Here is an 18,636-nt window from a genome sequence, read left to right on the forward strand (position 1 = left end):
GTTTTTGCAGGTCAAGGGCGATAGCCTCACCTTACAACGAGTCGCAGGTTCGGGCAGCGTTCCCCAAGTCTCTCAGGATTCATACTGACCACTCGCCGACTTTCCTGACGCATCGTCAGGCGGTTGCGGGAGAGCTTCACCCACTCCCCCGGACCCCACCCCGACGACGGCACAAGCCTACGCGGCACCCTCCGAAGGGCGTCGGTGATCACTGTCACTCCGGCGGCCTGGGCGGCGGTCATGAACGGAGGCGGTCGAGCGGGAGCCGGGCCGCGCACCGCCATGGATCAGCTGACCCAAGCCCCTTCTGCCCGACCTAGGGAGGCGGCACCCACGGCCGAACAAGACTCTGAGTGGCCGCAGCTGTGATGTGGTCGGGGGCGGCGCTGCGTGCCTGCCTCGACGCCTCCGTGTCGCAACTCCAGTGGATCGTGGACGGCTACCTGCTGCCCCTGGCGAGTGCCCGTCCCACCAGACAGAATCGGCCCATGCGCAACGAGCCACAGCTCGCGTTCATCGCTGACGACGATCTGAGAGCAGCCCGCACGGTCGAGGCGCTGAGCGCCGCCGACTGGTCGGCGGCCTCGGTCCTCCCCGGCTGGACCCGGGCCCATGTGGTGGCCCATCTCGCACTCAACGGCGAAGGTCTGGCCCGCGCCCTCGACGGGCTGCTCAGCGGGCGGACGGTTCCGGTCTACGCGTCCGGCGAGGCCCGTGACCACGACATCGAGGAACTGGCCGCACAGGGCCCGGGCGAACTCCGGCAGCGGCTGTCCACGGCAGCCGCCCGCTTCGCGGAAGTGGCACGGGAACTGACCGACGCGCACTGGGCGGGCGAGGTGATGCGGCTGCCCGAGAGCCCGCCCTTGACCGGGTTCGGCCCGGCCACCACGACGTGACCGCGGTCAAAGGGACAGCGGGCCCTGGAGTATGCGCCGTCCCAGGGCCCGCCGTCGTCGGCCTACTCGTACCGGTGGCGGACGCCACCATGATGGCTGTCGGTGCCGGGGAATGCTCCAAGCGGCCAGGGACCCCGATGCCCGCAGCGTCCAACGCCTCCGAGCGAGAGCCCGCGTGGCGCGGGGAGCGGACTTTCCCGGATCAGAAGAACCAGTGCTCGGTCTCCTGGCCGTGCTGGTGGACATCGCTGAACTTGCCTGCGTAGAACCCGAGCGGCACGCCGTCGTGGGTGTGGGCGTCACGGACGGCGCCGAACACGACGGTGTGGTCACCGCGGGGCCGCCCCGAGGTGTTGTGCGTCTACTACTTGCCGAAGTAGGCGTTGTAGACCGTCACCGCCCCCTTGTGCCCCTGCTTGTCCTCAAAGGCCGCCCGGAGCGACACTCCTTTGCCCTTGGCCGGATTCCGCACCGTGACCTCGCCCTTCTTCACGGTGAGCTTCTTCCAGGTCTTGCCGAGGTCGTACGACACATGGACCGTGAGCGACTTCAGGTTCCGGCCCGCCGCCGGGCCCTGCACCGTCACCGGCACGAGCTGTGTCGCGCCCGCCTTGGCCGTACTGTCGAGTCCGGTCTTCGCGCCGAACCGCGCCACGGAGGCCGGCACCTTCACCGGAGTGTCGCCCGCGGGCTTGGCGGACCGGAAGGTCCAGCTCGCGTCGATCCGGCTCGCGGCGGCGGCCACCGCGGCCGCACGCGTGACGGAGGTCTTCAGCGTGTACGTCGCCGCCGGGGCCCCTACCGTGAACTTCTCGGCGCCGATCAGCGGATCATCGTTCTGGCCGACCTTCGTCGTGCCCCGGTGCAGCGTGGTCCGCACGGACGCGTAGTCCGAGTAACCGGTGTGCCCCTGCCCGTCGGCGAAGACCGGCAGATCGCCCCAGAGCTGGTTGCCCTCGCGGAAGATCCCGGTCCCCGGGCTGAGGGCGGGCGCGTGGACGGCGGTGTTGAAGGTCTCGCTGTACGTCTTCCCTGCCCGGTAGACCTTCAACGGAATGGAGTAGTAGGCATCGAAGAGCGTCCGATCACCGGGGTTCCGCCCGGTGAGCTGGAAGTACTGGAATTCCCACTGGACCCCGTCACCGGTGGACAGGTGCACGGTCCGCGTTCCGGGCAGGCGGACCCGCGTGGCGCCCGGGACCGAGAACCCGATGCCGGGCAGAGTTCCCTGAGTCTGCAGCTCGCCTTCCTTGCCGGGCGTCTTCGCCGACGAGCCGAGACCGGCCTTCACGGTGGCGAACTCGTTTGCCGTGAAACGCTTGGTGAGGCCGGTGGCCAGCTGCTTCGTCTTGCCGCCGAAGGAGACGTCGTACTCGGTGGACGGCCCGCTCATGAACTGCGCGGTCCAGGTCTGGGACAGCGATCCGTCGGTGATCTGCGGGCCGAGGTGCTGTGTGCGGATGTTCTTGAACGAGTCGAAATGGAGCCAGTTGACAATGTTGTCGGCGGGGTCGTTGACCTCGTAGTAGGCCGAGGCGACTGTCTGCCGGGCGTTGGCGGCCGGCACGCGGATGTCTACCGGCTTGGCGGCCCTGGCGTCCACGGTGAGCGTCATGTTCCTGGTGACGTCCAGCCGGGGACGGACCAGCCAGTCGAAGCCCTTGGAGGAGTCCAGCGGATCGGCGGCCAGCGTGGTGTCCACGATGAAGCGGCCCTTGGGCAACCGCACCGTGGCGGTGCCGGAAGGGTCGGAAACGTAGTGGGCGGGGTTCCCGCCGGGCTGTGCCACGGTGCTCAGCATCTTCTCGCTCGGCTTGCCGTCGCGTCCGATGTGCCGGAATGTGACGTCGTACGACTCGATCTCACGGTCCACCGACGCCGCCGTGCGTACGGTCTGGCCGCCGCCGGTCGCCACGACCACGGCCGAGTAGGCCCCGTCGGCCGTGCCGCCGAGACGGGTGTTGACCGTGACATCGGCGGTCGCCGTGCCTCCGGCCGGGACCGTCACCCGGGGGGTGCCGACCGTGAAGAACCCGGCCGGTGCGGGCCTGCCCTGCGGGCCGGTGCCGGTGACCGTCAGATCGAGCGTGACGTCCTGGGTGCCGAGGTTGCGGTACGTGATCTTCTTGGTGACGGGCAGATCGTCGGTGTGCGGCCACTGCTGCACCCCGAAGCCCAACGACACCGGCTCGGCGATCACCCGCTGGCCGACCGCCTTGTCGACGGAGACACGGCCCGACCCCTGCTGGAACACCGAATAGGGGCCGCCTTCCGCGGAGGCGACGAGCGCGCCCTTCAGCTCCGCGGGCCGCCACGTCGGATGCTGCTGCTTCAGCAGCGCGGCGGCGCCCGCGACATGTGGAGTGGCCATCGACGTACCGGAGATGGACATGTACCCCGGCGGGTTCTGCCCCACTTGCCGGGCGATGGTACTGCCGTCGGCCGCGGCGGCGGTGGTGTCCACCCCGGGCGCGGTGACGTCCGGCTTGACGGCGCCGTCGCCCGCGCGCGGGCCGACGCTGGAGAAATCGGCCAGCCTGTCCTGGTCGTCGACCGCTCCGACGGTGAGCGCGGCGTCCGCACTGCCGGGCGAGTTGACCGTCCCCGACCCCGGGCCGGAGTTGCCCGCCGCGATCGCGAACAGGACGCCCTTCTCCGCCGTCACCTTGTTGACATGGGCCTCCAGCGGGTCGAGTTCCGGGGTGTCTCCCCCGCCGAGGCTGAGATTCAGGATCTGGGCGCCCTGGGCCACGGCCCAGTCGATGCCGGCGATGATGCCGGAGTCCTCGCCGGCGCCATTGTCGTCCAGCACCTTGCTGTTGAGCAGCTTGGCCTTGGGCGCGACGCCCTTGTACTTGCCGCCCGACTTGGCACCCGTGCCCGCCACGGTGGAGGCGACATGCGTGCCGTGCCCGTCGCGGTCCTTGGTGTCGGGGGACGAGGTGAAGTTCTTCGCCCCGACCACCTGGGTCCGCAGATCCGGATGGGTGTCGTCGATACCGGTGTCCAGTACGGCGACCGTGACGCCCTGTCCCTCGATGCCCCGATTCCACAGCTTGGGAGCGCCGATCTGCGCGGTGCTCCGGTCCAGAGTGGCCCGGCGGACTCCGTCCAGCCAGATCCGGCTGATCCCGGACGCCGTGGTCCGCGCGCCGCCGCCACGGGTGCGGGTGAGCGCGGACCACAGCTCCCCGGCGTCCTGCCGCGGCGTCGAGATCGCGTCCGCGTTCAGCGCCCCCAGGGCACGCCGCACCTGGGTACCGCCCGTGCCGCGCACCTCCGTCCGGGCCCGCCCGGCCGCGTCCCCGCCGTAGCCGACGATGGCCCGGAGGCCGTTGCCGCCGCCCCGGAGGTTCGCCGCCTTGCGCAACTCCTCGATGTCGAAGAGCCGCCGGTCCAGCCGACCCTCGGCGATCAACTGCCGGGCGTCGTAGGGCACCGTGTAGGTGCGCCCGCCGTGGGTCTGGGTCTGTATGGGTATGTTCTTCCGGCCCTCGCCCGGCTCGATCCTGGCGACCCGGCCCTTCGCGTCGATCACGACGCGGTCACCGGTGATCAGCGTGAGACGCTGCTGGGGACCCGGCCCCGGCCGCCCCTTGCCCGGGGCGTCGCCGCCCGCGGGTGACTGGTTGCCCGTGCGCTCCTCCGCCGCCGACATCGGGCTGGTCAGTCCCGTTGTCAGCGCCACGGCCGCTGCCGCGGCGACGGTGGCGACGCACGCCTTCTTCACTTGTCCGCGCAAATCTCCCCCTGGAGACTGGTCACACGGTGGAACGGGATTCGTTCCTCCGGCCGGGGACGACTCGGAAGTCTGTTGGTATCCCCCTCCCCGGAACCCGAAGTATGCCGAGCGTGTAACGGGTGATCAATAGCGTTGCGGAAGTGGCATGTTGGGCCTAGAGGGTGCGGAATCGGTCCGCGGTGAACCATGCGATGGCGCTCTGGATACTGTCGCGGCGCGTCTGGTCGGCGTCATCGCCCGGCCGGCGTGCGCCGGGCTCGTGTCAGCAGCCATGGAGGGCTCTTCGGTTTCGCCTTCCGGGTCATGCGACGTTCGCCTGCCGCGTGACGTACGGGCCGGGCTCCGGCGCGGACTGCTGGTGATGCCCAGGCCGATCGCTGTGGCGACCTTCGCCGGGTCTCCGGGCTGGGCGGCGTCGCCCTCCCGCACCCGCTTCCTGGTGGCACCCGCCTTCTCCTCGTACGCCGGGTGTTCTTCGGAGAAGTAGGCCGTGCCTCTGCCGAACAGATTGATGCGGAACGCGCCGGGTACCACGATCAGCACCTTGATGCCGAAGGGGTCCACCTCGTCGGCCAGGCCCTCCGACAGTCGCTCCAGCGCCGCCTTGGTCGCGCTGTACCCGGAGAAGCCGGCGAAGGACAGCTGTCCGCCAAAACTGCTGATGTTCACGATCGACCCGCTGTCCTGCTCCCGCATCCGCGGCAGCAACGCCCGGGGCAGCCTCGCCGGGCCGAACGCATGCAGTTCGAACAGGTCGCGCAGTTCCCCGTCGGTGGTCTCCTCGAACGCTCCGACCTGGGTACGTCCGGCGTTGTTCACGAGCACGTCCACCCGGCCGTAGCGCGCGAGGACGTCGGCGGCCATCCGTACGGTCGATCAGCGGCGCCGCAGGGACGGGTCGAGCAGCGCGGGCGGAGTGTCGTTCTTCTCGTGCGCGGCCAGGTCGGTGCCGGGAGCCACGATGGCGTCGATCGCATCGAGTACGTCGGCGGAGAGCACGGTTTCCGCGGCGGCGAGTTGCGCGTGCAGGTGGTCCAGCGTGCGGGGGCCGATGAGCGCGCCGGTCACTCCGGGGTGCGCGGTCACGAATCCGAGCGCGAGCTGGATCATGGTCAGGCCGGCCTCGTCGGCGACCTCGGCCAACCGTTCGACGGCTTCGAGCCTGGCCCGGTTGGCGGGAACGGTGACGTCGAAGCGCTGCGGCATCAACGCCGAGCGGTGGCCGGTGATCTCCCGGCCCTCGCGTATCGCGCCCGACAGCCAGCCCGAGGCCAACGGGCTCCACACCAGCACACCGAGCCCGTACTCCTCGGTCACGGGCAGGACGTGGGTCTCGATCCCGCGTTGCAGGATCGAGTAGCTGGGCTGTTCCGTGGCATAGCGGCTCAGGCGGTGCTCGCGGGCGGCCCACTGTGCCTGCACGATGCGGTAGGCGGGGAAGGTCGAGGAGCCGAAGTAACGGATCTTTCCCGCGCGCTGCATATCGGTCAGGGCCGACAGCGTCTCCTCGTCGCCGGTGCGGGGGTCCCAGCGGTGGATCTGGTAGAGATCGACGTGGTCCACACCGAGTCGGCGCAGGCTGTCGTCCAGTGCGGTGACCAGCCAGCGGCGCGAACCGCCTTGACGGTTGCGCTCGTCGCCCATCGGCAGGCTCGCCTTGGTGGCCAGCACGATGTCCTCGCGGCGGCCGGCGACGGCTTTGCCGACCATCTCTTCCGACTCGCCGCCGCTGTACACGTCCGCGGTGTCGATCAGGTTGATCCCGGCCTCAAGGGCGGCGTCGACGATGGCGGTGACCTCGTCCTGGGTGGTGCGCCCGATCCTGCCGAAGTTCATCGCGCCCAGCGCGAGGGTGCTGACCTGCACACCGGTGCGGCCCAGATTGCGGTACTCCATAACCGTGCGTCTCCTCATTGCGGGTGGAACGTGGTGGCGATGGGTGGCTTGGATGCCAGGCTCCCGCTCTGACATCATGAGCAAAACGGAACCTCGTTCCAGAACGATACGGAACACTGTTCCGCTTTGGCAAGTGTGATGACGGCGAAGGAGCGCGGTGAACGACAGCGACCAGGGCGCGGAGCGCACGGCCCAGCCCCAACGGAAGGACGCCCGGCGCAACAAGGCGGCCCTGCTCGACGCGGCCGCCGCGGTCTTCGTCACGTCGGGCGTGGAAGCGCCCGTTCGTGACATCGCGACCAGGGCCGGCGTCGGGCTGGGCACGATCTACCGCCACTTCCCGACACGAGCGGACCTCATCATCGCCGTCTACCGGCATCAGGTCGACGCCTGCGCCGAGGCCGGTCCGACGCTCCTGGCGACCGACCCGACCCCTCATGCCGCACTGGGACGGTGGATCGGCCTCTTCGTCGACTTCCTGGTCACCAAGCACGGCCTCGCCGCGGTGCTCCAGTCCGACGACGCCGCCTTCGACACGCTGCACGCCTACTTCCTCGACCGCCTCGTGCCCGTCTGCGCCCAGCTGCTCGAAGCCGCGGCAGCCGAGGGAGAGATCCGCTCCGACATCAGTGCCTACGAACTCATGCGCGGAGTCGGCAACCTCTGCATCGGCGCGGACGGCGATTCCGGCTACGACGCGCATCGCCTGACCGAAATCCTCATCGCAGGACTGCGCCTCCCGCACGATGTCCCGCCCCGGGAGGTCGCGGACGGGTGACGCGGGTCTCGACCGACGCAGGTCTCGACCGAGGGATCTCGAACGGGCGAGAGCCCGCCGGTTCGGTAGGGCGGGGGCCCGACATGACACGAAGCCCCCGCCGGTCCGCCGCGTACCCACTCTCCGGCCAGGGCCGTGGGGTGGCGCGCGTTCGGGACCGACGGGGGGCGGGCCGCTATGCGGGACGAGGGTCAGAGGTTGTCGGGTTCCCAGACGGGCAGCCAGACGTCATTGGGCGCGCCCTGAGCGGTGCAGTCGTACTGGATGAGGGAACGTCCGACGCCCACTCCTCCCGAGACGTTGAGGCACTTGCCGCTGGACTTGACGACGACCTGGTAGCCGATGCCCTTGGGCACGAACTTCCACAGCTCGTTGTCGTCGCTGCCACAGGTGTACTGGATGACCTGGGCGCCGTTGGCGGTGCCGCCTCCGCTGACGTTGAGGCACTTGCCACTGCTGACGGACTTGAACCGGTAGTAGCCCCCCAGAGCCGAATCCGCTTCCCAGCGCTCGTTGGTCGCGCCCGACCACGGATACTGGATGATCGGGACACCGTCCTCCACGGCGGCTCCCCGCACATTGGCGACCTGGCGCGGGTCGCTTGCCAGCCGGAGCGTGAACTGCTGGGCGACGATCGACCGGGGCGCCGCTTTCGCCGACTCGCCTGCGACCGCCGGGCTGACCGGGCTCGACATGAGCCCCGCGCCGACGGCGACGGCTCCCAGGCCCACGGCCAACCGCTTGAACGATTTCATGTTCGCCTCCGATCCCGCTGCCGCACAGCGGCAGCGTCGTCTCTTTCCGTGATCGGGACGCTACTGAATGCAGTCATGCGATCGGGCGGGACCTCGGGTGCCACCGGAGGCGTCCGGGATATGCGATATGCCTCCGCACGCCCCCCTTCCGCGGAGGGAGTCACCCCTCACCCACGTTTGGTTCCGCGCGGTCACCTGTATGGGGGCAGGCCAGGTAGGGCGAGCGGACCGTGGGTGCGGGCCGGGGCCTTGCCGGGGCCCTGTCGACGGGCCTTCGAACGGCTCGCATCGTGGCGGACGGCCGGGATGCGAACGGCTCCCGGATCACGCGGCGTGCCTCCGTCCGGGCTGCCGTCCCCGCACCCATGCGGCCTCGGGCCGGCTCACCGCACTCCGCCAGGTGGTCCGGATGAAAGATCAAAATAGCGGAGGGTTAGCATGTGAGCGCCGCCTAGCTCGAAAGATATACCTGTGACTGTCACTGAGGACTCGTTCACCAACTGGAAAACCCGCGAGGAAATCGCGGAGTCGATGATCCCGATGATCGGGAAGATGCACCGGGAGCGGGATGTCACGATCCTGCTTCACAGCCGCTCCTTGGTGAACAAGTCGGTGGTCAGCATTTTGAAGACCCACCGGTTCGCCCGCCAGATCGCCGGAGAGGAGCTCTCGGTCACCGAGACGCTGCCGTTCCTCCAGGCTCTCGCCACGCTCGATCTCGGCCCTTCCCAGATCGACATCGGCATGCTCGCCGCGACCTACAAGGCCGACGACCGCGGTCTCTCGGTGGAGGAGTTCACCGCCGAGGCCGTCGCCGGCGCCACGGGTGCCGACAAGATCGCACGCCGCGAGCCGCGTGACGTCGTCCTTTACGGGTTCGGCCGCATCGGCCGGCTCCTCGCCCGCCTGCTGATCGAGAAGGCCGGCTCCGGCAATGGACTGCGGCTGCGTGCCATCGTCGTCCGCAAGGGCGCCGGACAGGACATCGTCAAGCGCGCCTCGCTGCTGCGCCGTGACTCCATCCACGGGCAGTTCCAGGGCACGATCAGCGTCGACGAGGCGAACGGCAAGATCGTCGCCAATGGCAACGAGATCAAGATGATCTACTCCGACGACCCGACGTCGGTGGACTACACGGCGTACGGCATCAAGGACGCCATCCTCATCGACAACACCGGCCGGTGGCGCGACCGCGAGGGTCTGTCGAAGCACCTCCGCCCCGGTATCGCCAAGGTCGTCCTGACCGCGCCCGGCAAGGGCGACGTCCCCAACGTCGTCCACGGCGTCAACCACGACATGATCAAACCGGACGAGCAGATCCTGTCCTGCGCGTCCTGCACCACCAACGCGATCGTCCCGCCGCTGAAGGCGATGGCCGACGAGTACGGCGTCCTCCGCGGTCATGTGGAGACCGTCCACTCGTTCACCAACGACCAGAACCTGCTGGACAACTACCACGGCGCGGACCGCCGCGGCCGTTCGGCGCCGCTCAACATGGTCATCACCGAGACCGGCGCCGCCTCCGCGGTCGCCAAGGCGCTGCCCGACCTCAAGGCGAAGATCACCGGCAGCTCGATCCGCGTTCCGGTGCCGAACGTCTCGATAGCGATCCTCAGCCTGCGGCTCGCGCGCGAGACCACCCGCGAGGAGGTCCTCGACCACCTCCGCAAGGTGTCGCTCACCTCGCCGCTCAAGCGCCAGATCGACTTCACCAGCGCCCCCGACGCGGTTTCGAGCGACTTCATCGGCTCGCGCCACGCCTCGATCGTCGACGCCGGCGCCACCAAGGTCGACGGCGACAACGCGATCCTCTACCTCTGGTACGACAACGAGTTCGGCTACTCCTGCCAGGTCATCCGGGTCGTCCAGCACGTCTCCGGCGTGGAGTACCCGACGTATCCGGCCCCGACGGACTGACACCGGCGCGCCACGGATCCGGTATCCCGGCAGACGGGACGGCGGGTGGGGTCGGCAGTCGATCCCGACCGCCGTCCGGTCGCCCTCCCACCGCCTTTCACCACCGGCAGCGGAAGTGTCCTGGTGAGCCGGGCATACGAGACAGACCGCGGGCTCCGTGCGCGTACGCCCCGTGGGCAGGGCGGCACGGGGTGCGCCTGGGACGCGGGCACGCCTCGCGCGGTTCGGAAGCGGTCGCGACGAGGAGGGCGGGGAGAGGTGGAAGCGGCACGGGCCGCCGGAGGGCATGCCGGTTCTCTCACCCTTCGCACAGGTTGAGCAGCCGCGCTTCCTCCTCCGTGAGGGTGGAGGGAGCCCCGCTCCCTCCACCCTCACGGTCCGCAAGACCCTTCTTGCACGCGGACGCTTGGATGCCAAGGCTCTCGGCCCGAGCGACGGCGCTGGCGAGGTCGTCCGCGGCGATCGTCTCTTCGAGGTTCCGGCGCTGGAACTCGGGGAGGTACTTGACTTCGATCTCCGGGTACACCACGCGCCTCTCGGACAGGGAGATCCATCCGAGGTTCTGGCTGACACCCTGGTAGACGGCCACACGACCGCTGTCCACGCCGATGAAGTACTGGCTCTGAACCCACTGCCATAAACCGATCAGCGTGGCGCCGATCACTCCGAGGGCGACCAGAGCCACAACGGCACGCCGCCTCCGCCGACCCCGCCGCCGGTCGGGCACGGCGGCCGGTGCGGGCAGTTCGGGGATGGTGGCCGAAGGCCGATCCGCCGTATACGCGGCGGGTTCGCCGTCCGTCGACCGGCCAGGCGTCACCGGGTCCATCACCGGACCGTCTCCGGGCACTGGCGCCGGTGTCGCCGTGGCGGTCGGCGGGGATGCCTCCGGGGCCGCCGCCGGCCTGTCCGGGAGAGCGGGTGCGGACGGCGGTGGCCTGCCTGGGAGGGCGGGTGCGGTTGAGAGGATCGGGCTGCCGGGGTCCTCGCTGTCCAGGAGACGGACGGCTTCCTGGCCGAGCATCGCCAGGACCTCCGGCGGCAGCCAGGTGCCGGTGACCTCGCCGCCGGCCATCGGATGCGCCCGCAGTTCCGCGAGTCCGGGCCGGTCACCGGGCTCCTTCGCGAGACACCTCCCGACCAGGCCGGCCAGCGCTTCGGGCACCCCCGTCAGATCCGGCGGCTCGGCGACCACCCGGTACATCAGCGCGTGCACACCGGCGTCCGCCGTCCCGAACGCGAGACGGCCGGTTGCCGCGAACACCAGCACCGCACCCAGACTGAACACATCACTCGCCCCGGTCAGCGGCTCACCCCGGATCTGCTCCGGCGACATGAAACCCGGAGAACCCACCACCGAACCCGTCGCCGTGAGCCCCCCGGCCGTGGAAGCCTCCAGCGCACGCACGATCCCGAAGTCGATCACCCTCGGACCGCCGATCGTCACCAGGATATTCGACGGCTTCAGGTCCCGGTGCACCAGCCCCGCACCGTGGATGTCCCCCAGCGCCCGGCACAGCCCCGACGCCAGCCCCCACAGCGACGCCTCCGGCAGCGGCCCGTACTCCACCGCCACCGTCCGGTACAGATCCGGCCCCGCCACGAAACCCGTCGCCACCCACGGCACCGCGGCCTCCGGATCAGCGTCCAGAACAGGAGCCGTCCACTCACCCCCCACCCTCCGCGCCGCGTCGATCTCCCGCGCGAAACGCCGCCGGAAATCCGCCACCCGCGCGAACTCCGCACGGATCGTCTTCACCGCCACCATCCGGCCCCGCACCGACCGGGCCAGATACACCCGGCCCATACCCCCCTCGCCCAGCCGCCCCAGCAAGCGGTAGTCCCCGATCCGGTCCGGATCCCCCGAACCCAGCACACCCACCACCACAACCACTCCCCCGCCCCACACACCCCACCGGCTCCGCAGACCTCGCCGACCCTGCCAACGCTGCGGGACCGCGCCATGTTAGTACGCACGAACACCCCCGGAACCGGCCCTGACGCGGATTCCCGGCGAAGGCGGAATCAGGTACGGAACTTGTCCCGGAGCGAGCAGACGGAGAAGGCGGCACCGTCGGTCCCCGCCCCCGAGAAGCGCCGGCGCCGACCGGCACACGTACTGCCGAGCCCCCTCGATCCTGTCGGAGTCACGGAGCGCCCGCCTGCGGCCCTGCTTCCGTTCCTCCCGTCTCCCGCTTCGGACCAGGGGCCGCGCGGCCGGCCTTGGGACCGTGGGCCGAAGGCCCTGCCCCGGTGGGGGGACCGCGGGCCACCTGGGCCATGTCGGTCCCGCTCCGGTCTTCCGCCATCGGCGACACTGCGTGCTGTGGCGGATACGCGCAGGCGTCGAGGCCCCGGCGCGGTCGGCCCGCCCGGCCCGGCCGAACAGTTGCCGAGTCTGGACGAGGAACAGGTGCGTGTGCTGCGCCGGGTGGGGCGTGCGTGGGGGCGCGTCTTGGCGGCTCCCGAGGTGTGGCGCCGTGCCCTGCCCGTGGATCCCGATCTGGGGCGGTTCCCGCCTCCGCACGAGATCCGTCCGGCCCGGTTCGGGCGTCTGGTGCCCCTTCCTCCGCTCGGGCCGCGTTCCGCGGAGGAGCGGGCCGAGGCTCAGGAACCGTCCGCCGAGCGGCCGACGGGGGCCGGGGCCCTGGCCCGGAGGTTACTGGTGGGGGCGGCGCTGAAGAGCTCCGCCATGGTGACCGAGCGGATGCGCAAGCTGGTGGCGCTGCCCGTGCTGTCCGCGGACGCGCTCTCCTCGGTCGCGTACGGCCCCGAGGCGATGCTCGCCGTCCTCGTACTGGCCGGCACGGCCGGGCTCGCCTACTCGTTCCCCGTCGCCGGGACCATCGTCTTCCTGATGCTGGCCGTCGGACTGTCGTACCGTCAGACGATCCGGGCCTATCCGCACGGCGGCGGCTCGTACATCGTCGCCGGCGACAACCTGGGCCGGGTGCCCGGCCTCGTGGCCGCGGCCGGGCTGATGACCGACTACGTCCTCACCGTGGCGGTGTCGATCGCCTCCGGGGTGGCGGCCATCACCTCGGCGATTCCGTCCCTCGCCCCCGAGGCCGTGCCCATCGGCGTCGGAGTGATCGTGCTGCTCCTCGCGGGCAATCTGCGCGGCATCCGGCAGGCGGGCATCCTCTTCGCCGCACCGACCTACGCCTTCATCGCCGCCATGTTCGCGCTCATCGCCGGCGGACTCGCCGACTCGGCGGGCCAGGACTTCCGGCCGCACACCGCCCCGCCCCTGCCCGTCACCGAGACCGTCGGGCTGCTCCTGATCATGCGGGCCTTCTCCTCGGGCGCGACGGCGATGACCGGTATCGAGGCGATCTCCAATGCCGTGCCGGCGTTCAGCCCCGTCGAGTGGCGCAATGCCCGCACCACCCTGAGCTGGATGGTCGGTCTCCTCATCGTGATGTTCGCCGGAATCGTCGTCCTCATCCACCTCACCGGGGTCGTGCCCAGCGCCGGCGAGACGGTGCTCTCCCAACTCGCGCACCTGAGCTTCGGCTCGGGATGGATGTACGTCTTCATCCAGGCGGCCACCGCCGCGATCCTGCTGCTGGCCGCGAACACCGCGTACAACGACTTCCCCCGCGTGCTGTCCCTCCTCGCGCGGGACGGATACGCGCCGCGCGCCTTCATGCGCCTGGGCGACCGCCTCGCCTACAGCAACGGCATCGTCCTGCTCTCCCTGACCGCGGCCCTGGTCTTCGTCGCGTTCAACGGCCAGACCGGGGCGCTGATCCCGCTGTACGCCGTCGGGGTCTTCCTCGCCTTCACCCTCTCGCAGGCCGGAATGGTCGTCCACTGGTGGCGGCTGCGCGACCGGCACTGGCGCAAGAGCCTGGTCTTCAACGCCACCGGGGGACTCCTGTCCGCCGTCGTCTTCATCACGGCCGGCATCAGCAAGTTCACCTCGGGCGCCTGGGTGGCCATCGTCGCCGTCGCGCTGTTCCTCGCCGTGACCACGGGGATCCGTCGGCACTACGAATCGGCCCGCGCGGCCCTCCAACTGCATCCGCACGCCATCGAAGTGCCCGCGCACGTCATCGCGGGGCCGCCCCCGGCACGGAGACCGCCCGTACCGCCCGAGCAGCGACCCGGCCGGACCGGGACCGACCAGGAGAGCGAGGAACTCCCCGAGGAGGTCCAGCATCTGTCCGTCGTCGCCATCGCGACCCTGGACCTCGCGAGCATGCGCACCCTCGCCTACGCCGCCTCACTCCAACAGCCCGTCCTCGCCCTCCACATCAGCCTCTCCGAGGACGAGGCCCACCGGTTCCGCGGCTACTGGACTCTGTGGGGCGACCATCTCCCGCTGGAGATCCTCGTCTCGCCCTACCGGGCCGTCGTCGCCCCCTTGGTCCACTACCTCGAAGCCCTCCACCGGCAGCATCCGGACCTCACGCTCACCGTCATCGTCCCCGAGATCGTCACCCGGCACCGCAGACACCAGTTCCTTCACAGCCGCACCGCCAGACGTCTGCGGCACGCCCTGCGCCCGCTCCCCAAGATCGTCGTCACCTCCGTTCCCTTCCATCTGCCGTAGCGCCTGGCCCGCCTTCGAGCGCTGCCGTAGTGCCTGGCCCGGCGTCGAGCGGCCCACCGTGCCGGACGTCCGGGCCGGTCGGCCGTACGCGCTGCCGCTCCGGAGTCCCCCGGCACCTCCGGATCCCCGGTGCTGGCACGTCCCGGCGGTGGCCGCCCGGAGCACATCACGGCCAGGAGCCCCAGGGCGTAGAACGTCAGTGGGTACGCGGCGAGATGTCCGGCCGGGGCGAAGCCGCGGGCGGCGAGGACGGTGAGGGCCGGAGTGACGGCTCCCAGACCGCAGAGCAGAAGCACCGGCGACCACCAGCCCGCGGCGCCCAGCCCCGCCGGCAGCAGGAGGAGCGGGCGCTGCGCCCACTGGAGAGCCAGGGTGAGCGGGACGAGGACGGCGGTCAGGAGGACCAGCCAGGGCAGGCGCAGGGCCAGCCATGGAACGGATCCGATGGCCGGCTGGGGGGCGAGACCCGTGGGGTAGAAGGCGAGTGCCACCACGATCACCGGGACCATGTGCCACAGATAGACGGTCATGACCGCGCGGTTGAGGCGGGAGACCCGTGCCCAGAGCCGGGGGCGGGCGAGGAGCCGCCGCAGGGCGGGTTCGGCCATGAGGAGGAGACCGGTCTGGGCGGCGGCGAACGCCAGCAGGGCGATCGACGGCGGGGTCGTGTTCCCCACGCGCGCGCCCGTGCCGATCATGTCGACGGGGAAGGGGCCCCAGCCGACCAGCGCGACGAGGAGCGCCCCGCCGGCCAGCGCCAGGGCACGGCACCGCCACCGGGGGGTGGTAAGCGAGCCGTCCTGCCAGGCGAACCCCCACTGGTGCATGGACCCCCACACCAGCAGATAGTTCGCGAGGCCGACCACGGGCAGACGCGGTCCCAGGACCAGCACGTCCACCCCCGCGGCCCCCAGCGCCATCGCCGCCGGCACCGCGGCGCCCCACCGCCGGTGCGCCGCGTGCAGGGCCGGAGTCAGGGCGATCAGCAGCAGATAGACCGGCAGGAACCACAGATGCAGGGCGACCAGCCAGCCGGCGAGGGCCAGTACGGACGGTTCCGCACCGGCGAGCCCGGCCGTGACGACGGCGAGCGCGCACACCGCGACGTACAGCGCCGTCGGCCACAGCAGCCGCGCTGCCCGGCCGCGTACCCAGCACCGCCAGTCCTCGCCCCGCTCCCGGTGGGCCGTCCAGGAGACCGCGTTGGCGTATCCGCCGACCAGGAAGAAGACCGGCATGACCTGGAGGAGCAAGGTCACCCACCGTGCCCAGCCGACGAAGTCGAGGGCGTCGAGACCCGACAGCAGACCGTCGCGGTAGGTGACGTCGACCAGCAGCCAGTGGCCGAGCACCACCGCGCCGATGGCGCAGACCCGCAGCAGATCCACGCAGCGGTTCCGTTCCGTCCTCACACCTTCGATGATCGCGCGGGAGGGGAACGCTCACCGGGCGGGCCGGACCCGGTTCCCCGCGCGTCGGCGACGGTTCTCCCGGTGACCGCCGGTGAGCCGGCCGTTCCGGCGACCGGGACACAAGGGCGTCGGAGGCCGGTCAGTACCGGGTGAGCAGCCGGTCCAGGACGCGCATGCCGAAGTCGACGGCGGAGACCGGCACCCTCTCGTCGATGCCGTGGAAGAGCGCCGAGAAGTCCAGACCCGGCGGCAGCCGCCGGGGGACGAAGCCGTAACCCTTGATGCCGAGCGCGGCGAAGGACTTGTTGTCCGTTCCCGCCGACAGACAGTAGGGGACGGTCCTGGCCCCCTCGTCCTCGCTGAGCAGCGCCTCGGTCATGGCGGACACGAGCGGGGTGTCGAAGGGGGCCGACACCGCGATGTCGCGTTCGATGGTCTCCAGCCTGACCCTCGGTCCGGCGAGTTCGGCGAGCGACCGGTCGAACTCGTCCTCCAGCCCCGGCAGAAAGCGTCCGTCGATCTCGGCCGAGGCGTGTCCGGGCACCACATTGGTCTTGTACCCGGCGGTCAGCCTGGTCGGATTGGCGGTGTGGTGCAGGGACGCGCCGATGAGCCGCGCCAGCGGGCCGAGGCACTCCAGTACCTGGGCCGGGTCGGGGGAATCGCCGTCGAAGGGCACGCCGAACGCCTCCGCCGCCTCGGCCAGGAAGGCCCGGGTGGTGGGGGTGAGCACCAGGGGCCAGCGGTGGGCGGCGATCCTCGTCACCGCGGCGGCGAGTTCGGCCACCGCGCTGTCGGTATGCAGCATCGAGCCGTGGCCGGGCTTGCCCTCCACGACCAGGCGCAGCCAGTGCAGCCCCTTCTGGGCGGTCTCGACCAGATAGAGCCGGCGTTCGGGGCTGATCTCCATCGAGAAGCCGCCGACCTCGCTGATCGCCTCGGCGCAGCCGTCGAAGAGGTCCCGGTGGTGCTCGGTGAGGTAGCGGGAGCCGAGCGCGCTGCCCGCCTCCTCGTCGGCCATCCACGCGAACACCAGGTTCCGGCGCGGACGCCTGCCGGTCCTGGCCCAGGAGCGGGCCAGGGCGAGCATCATCGCGTCCATGTCCTTCATGTCGATCGCGCCCCGGCCCCAGATCGCGCCGTCGAGGTGTTCCCCGGCGAAGGGCGGCACGGACCACTCGGACGGGTCGGCGGGCACCACGTCGAGATGGCCGTGCACCAGGAGAGCGGGGAGGGTGGGGTCCTGGCCGGGGATGCGCAGGACGACATTGCCGCGCCGTGGTGCGGACTCCAGGTAGACCGGGTCGAGTCCGGCGTCGCCGAGCTTCTCGGCGACGTACTCGGCCGCCCGGCGTTCTCCGGGCCCGCTGCCGTCACCGGGGTTGGAGGTGTCGATCCGTATCAGGTCGGTGAGCAGGGCGACCGCGTCCGGGGTACCGGGGTACGTCGTCTCGGGCCCTGCCGTGGGAACGGGAGGGGGGACGACGCCGGGATCCGTCGCGCCGGGCGCCTCCCCGCCGGGGCCCGCCGGTCTGGGGCCCGTGGTGCCGGGGCCTGTGGTGCCCAGGTCTGTGGTGCCGAGTTCGGTCGCGCCGGGGTTCATCGCTTGACCACGAATCCGCGCTTGTGGGCTCGGGTGACCAGGGTCGCCTCGCAGCGGACCAGCCCCGGAAGCCGGCCCAGGACCTCGACCTGGAAGTCGAAGAGGTCGTCCATGGCCGGGAGTACGGCGAGGATGTTGACGGCCTGGCCGCCGACCACCACACCGCAGTAGCGGACGGCCGGGTGCAGTGCCAGAGCCGCGGCGGTCGGCTCGATCGCGGAGGGCGCCGTCTCCAGCCACAGTTCCGTCTCGACCGCGTAGCCGAGCAGTTCGGGCTCGATCTCGGCGCGCAGCGCCACCGCGCCGCTGCCCAGCAGGCGCTCCGTCCAGCGCCTGGCCGTGGCCGGGACCACTCCGAGGCGTTCGGCCAGTTCGACCCAGCTGTAGCGGGCGTTCTCGACCAGCAGCTCGATCAGCCGGTGGTCGCTGGGCTGCAGCTCGACCCGTACACCGGAGTCGGGTGCGGCCGCTCGGCCCGAGGACACCGCCTCGGCCTCCTTCGGCGTCAGAAGTCCGGCGTGCCAGGCGGTGGTGGGCTTGAGGTGGCGCAGCACCGGGTAGCTGTGCGTGCTGCGGACGCCGGGGATGGCCGGCAGTTCCTCGGAGACCACGCGGTGCAGCGCCGCGCGCCCGTCGGCCACCAGTTCGCAGGAGACATCCGCTTCACCGGTGATCACGGCCACCCAGCGGGTGTCGGTCCGCAGCGCGAGGGCCTGCGCGACCTGGTCGGCGCTCCCCGGTTCCACTCGGATCCGCAGGTTGACCGACTGCCCGAGACCGGTGCGCAACTCGTCGACGAAGGCGGTGAACCGCAGGGCGTCCGCGTCCACGAGCCGCTGGACCCGGCGGGCGACCGTGCGTTCCACCTCGCCCAGGGCCTGGGCGAGTGAGCCGTAGGGCAGCCGGGCGTCGATCTGCAGCGCCGCGACGATACGCCGATCGAGAGAATCGAGACTGTCTGGTTCCATCACAGTCAGAATCTTACGTGTCTGATTCCATCAATCTCAAGCGATCTCTTGTCTGAATATGGATGTAGTGGCAAAGTGTGCGCAATCCAACGACAACCGAGGAGAGGA

Annotated in this window: 12 protein-coding genes; 4 read left to right on the forward strand and 8 right to left on the reverse strand. The window is 70.6% G+C overall.

Annotated elements, in window-relative coordinates; genetic code table 11:
• The first annotated feature begins 353 nt into the window (after nt 1-353).
• Nucleotides 354-899 (forward strand): maleylpyruvate isomerase N-terminal domain-containing protein, encoded by a 546-nt coding sequence (locus ACWEFL_RS05160; RefSeq protein ID WP_451707626.1) that lies wholly within the window; start codon nt 354-356, stop codon nt 897-899.
• 364 nt (nt 900-1,263) lie between these two features.
• Here the strand turns inward: ACWEFL_RS05160 and ACWEFL_RS05165 are convergent, their stop codons facing one another.
• From ACWEFL_RS05165 to ACWEFL_RS05175, 3 genes are all read right to left on the reverse strand, one after another.
• Complete coding sequence (locus ACWEFL_RS05165) at nt 1,264-4,641, reverse strand: S8 family peptidase (RefSeq protein ID WP_451707629.1); 3,378 nt, start codon at nt 4,639-4,641, stop codon at nt 1,264-1,266.
• A 123-nt stretch (nt 4,642-4,764) separates the two neighbouring features.
• A complete protein-coding gene (locus tag ACWEFL_RS05170) occupies nt 4,765-5,505 on the reverse strand; it encodes an SDR family NAD(P)-dependent oxidoreductase (RefSeq protein WP_451707631.1) in 741 nt (246 codons plus the stop codon).
• Nucleotides 5,506-5,517: 12 nt separating this feature from the next.
• Nucleotides 5,518-6,537: an aldo/keto reductase gene (locus tag ACWEFL_RS05175; protein WP_451707634.1), complete on the reverse strand. Its 1,020-nt coding sequence runs from the start codon at nt 6,535-6,537 to the stop codon at nt 5,518-5,520.
• A gap of 157 nt (nt 6,538-6,694) precedes the next feature.
• On the opposite strand from ACWEFL_RS05175, the gene ACWEFL_RS05180 reads away from it, so the two are divergent.
• Nucleotides 6,695-7,315: a TetR/AcrR family transcriptional regulator gene (locus tag ACWEFL_RS05180; protein ID WP_451707637.1), complete on the forward strand. Its 621-nt coding sequence runs from the start codon at nt 6,695-6,697 to the stop codon at nt 7,313-7,315.
• A 191-nt stretch (nt 7,316-7,506) separates the two neighbouring features.
• Here the strand turns inward: ACWEFL_RS05180 and ACWEFL_RS05185 are convergent, their stop codons facing one another.
• Nucleotides 7,507-8,070, reverse strand: a complete 564-nt coding sequence (locus ACWEFL_RS05185) for an RICIN domain-containing protein (RefSeq protein ID WP_451707640.1) — start codon at nt 8,068-8,070, stop codon at nt 7,507-7,509.
• Between the two features lie 471 nt (nt 8,071-8,541).
• Here ACWEFL_RS05185 and ACWEFL_RS05190 point away from each other — a divergent pair, with 471 nt between their 5' ends.
• Nucleotides 8,542-9,987, forward strand: a complete 1,446-nt coding sequence (locus ACWEFL_RS05190; protein WP_451707642.1) for a glyceraldehyde-3-phosphate dehydrogenase — start codon at nt 8,542-8,544, stop codon at nt 9,985-9,987.
• Between the two features lie 298 nt (nt 9,988-10,285).
• Here ACWEFL_RS05190 and ACWEFL_RS05195 read toward each other — a convergent pair whose 3' ends face one another.
• Nucleotides 10,286-11,872 carry a serine/threonine-protein kinase gene (locus ACWEFL_RS05195; RefSeq protein WP_451707645.1) on the reverse strand — a complete coding sequence of 529 codons (1,587 nt, stop codon included), beginning with the start codon at nt 11,870-11,872 and terminating at the stop codon, nt 10,286-10,288.
• Nucleotides 11,873-12,694: 822 nt separating this feature from the next.
• Between ACWEFL_RS05195 and ACWEFL_RS05200 the strand changes: the two genes are divergently transcribed.
• On the forward strand, nt 12,695-14,545 hold the full coding sequence (locus tag ACWEFL_RS05200) for an APC family permease (RefSeq protein ID WP_451708100.1): 1,851 nt from the start codon (nt 12,695-12,697) through the stop codon (nt 14,543-14,545).
• On the opposite strand, the gene ACWEFL_RS05205 is transcribed toward ACWEFL_RS05200, so the two are convergent.
• The 3 genes from ACWEFL_RS05205 to ACWEFL_RS05215 all read right to left on the reverse strand — a co-directional run bounded on the left by ACWEFL_RS05205 (nt 14,458) and on the right by ACWEFL_RS05215 (nt 18,528).
• Nucleotides 14,458-15,957 carry an acyltransferase family protein gene (locus tag ACWEFL_RS05205; RefSeq protein ID WP_451707647.1) on the reverse strand — a complete coding sequence of 500 codons (1,500 nt, stop codon included), beginning with the start codon at nt 15,955-15,957 and terminating at the stop codon, nt 14,458-14,460. The two genes, ACWEFL_RS05200 and ACWEFL_RS05205, sit on opposite strands and share 88 nt — an antisense overlap.
• A 139-nt stretch (nt 15,958-16,096) precedes the next feature.
• Entirely contained in the window at nt 16,097-17,560 is a 1,464-nt protein-coding gene (locus ACWEFL_RS05210; protein ID WP_451707649.1) for a M20/M25/M40 family metallo-hydrolase, read from the reverse strand.
• Nucleotides 17,557-18,528, reverse strand: coding sequence for an Lrp/AsnC family transcriptional regulator (locus ACWEFL_RS05215; protein WP_451707650.1), 972 nt, complete (start codon nt 18,526-18,528; stop codon nt 17,557-17,559). Before ACWEFL_RS05215 ends, ACWEFL_RS05210 begins: the two co-directional genes overlap by 4 nt.
• Nucleotides 18,529-18,636: the final 108 nt, after the last annotated feature.

It is taken from the genome of Streptomyces sp. NPDC004838 (assembly GCF_053600955.1).

Excerpts from the sequence above, each read along its gene's own strand:
- ACWEFL_RS05175 (WP_451707634.1), bottom strand. The coding sequence starts at position 6,537 with ATGGAGTACCGCAATCTGGGCCGCACCGGTGTGCAGGTCAGCACCCTC.
- ACWEFL_RS05185 (WP_451707640.1), bottom strand. The coding sequence starts at position 8,070 with ATGAAATCGTTCAAGCGGTTGGCCGTGGGCCTGGGAGCCGTCGCCGTC.
- ACWEFL_RS05210 (WP_451707649.1), bottom strand. The coding sequence starts at position 17,560 with ATGAACCCCGGCGCGACCGAACTCGGCACCACAGACCTGGGCACCACA.
- ACWEFL_RS05200 (WP_451708100.1), top strand. The coding sequence starts at position 12,695 with ATGCGCAAGCTGGTGGCGCTGCCCGTGCTGTCCGCGGACGCGCTCTCC.
- ACWEFL_RS05170 (WP_451707631.1), bottom strand. The coding sequence starts at position 5,505 with ATGGCCGCCGACGTCCTCGCGCGCTACGGCCGGGTGGACGTGCTCGTG.
- ACWEFL_RS05215 (WP_451707650.1), bottom strand. The coding sequence starts at position 18,528 with ATGGAACCAGACAGTCTCGATTCTCTCGATCGGCGTATCGTCGCGGCG.